Genomic DNA, 1,078 nt, shown 5'->3' with positions numbered 1-1,078 from the left:
GATCACCGGGGGAGGGCGGTGGGTGGGACGTTGCTGGTGCAGGCCGCGCTGGCTGCCAGCGGCTGCGGGGAACACGGCAGTGCCGACGCGCTGATCGACCGGGCGGCGGGCGTCGCGGCAGACCTTCGGGGGTACGACGACGCGCACCGCACCAGCTTCGGGCCGGTCGCCGTGGAGCTGGCGCGGGTGCTGGTGGTGGCCTCGAACGGTGACGTCGCCGAGGCGTTGCAGCGGCATTCGACGGTGGTTCGGCGGGAGGGGTGGCTGCGGTTGCCGGCCGAGTACCGGGGCGCGTACCTGGTCGACGTGGCGCGGGTGTACCTCCAGGTCGGTGACGTGCGCGCGGCGGCGCGGGCGCTGGTGGACGCGGACAGTGTCGCGCCGGCTGAGGTTCGGTGCCGGCCGTTGGCGCGTACCGTGATCGCCGATGTCGCCCGCGCGCGGCCGGCGCCGGCCGGCGTGGCGCGACTGGCCACGTTGGTCGGCCTCACCACGTGATCGCGGCGTCAGCCCGCCGTCGCGCGGCGGTCAGCAGAACCAGCCGTCCTGCACCCAGCCGCGCCGGTTGATGTGCCCGTAGGCGAAGCCGTAGACGTAGCCGCCGCTGCGGGGGCCCTCGACCAGGAACGTCTGCCCCTGGTAGAGGGTGCCCATCCAGGCGCCGACGGGTTGGGTGCGGACGAACAGGTCGCTCGCGCAGACCGTCTCCCGTTCGCCGATCGTGCCGTTCGCGGCCTGGGCCGGGGCCGGCAGGGCGGCTGTCGCGGCGACGACCCCGGCGAGCAGGGCGGCGAGTGCGCGACGTCGGGTCACCATGAGTCGTACCCGCCGATGCACTCGGCGCGCAGGTAGCCCCAGTCGTTGGGGCCGAAGTCGAACGCTGCCGCCCACCCGTTGTAGACCGGTGCGCCCCGGGGTGTGGCCGATCTTGTTGCCGTAGGCCAGCGTGCGCTTGAAACCGGTGGGCCCACCCGCGGAGTCGTAGTTGGCGTAGAAGCTGGCGCTCTGGCAGACCACGACGGCGTGCCGGGGCACCACCGGGTCGGCCTGCGCCGGGGCGGCGGCCAGCACGGGCGCG

The 1,078-nt window shown here is 74.6% G+C and carries 1 protein-coding gene and 1 pseudogene; one reads left to right on the top strand and one right to left on the bottom strand.

Annotated features, from left to right (window positions below; all coding sequences use genetic code 11):
* Positions 1 to 498: pseudogene (locus tag JM949_RS36140) on the top strand (helix-turn-helix domain-containing protein); the annotation flags it as partial.
* Positions 499 to 528: 30 nt separating this feature from the next.
* Here the strand turns inward: JM949_RS36140 and JM949_RS38345 are convergent.
* Positions 529 to 1,078, bottom strand: a 550-nt coding sequence (locus JM949_RS38345; protein WP_238434491.1) for a hypothetical protein, incomplete at its 5' end; no start/stop codon positions are given.

This window comes from Micromonospora tarensis, assembly GCF_016803395.1.
Taxonomy (GTDB): Bacteria; Actinomycetota; Actinomycetes; order Mycobacteriales; family Micromonosporaceae; genus Micromonospora; species Micromonospora tarensis.
This window is presented reverse-complemented; position numbering and strand designations above follow the sequence as displayed.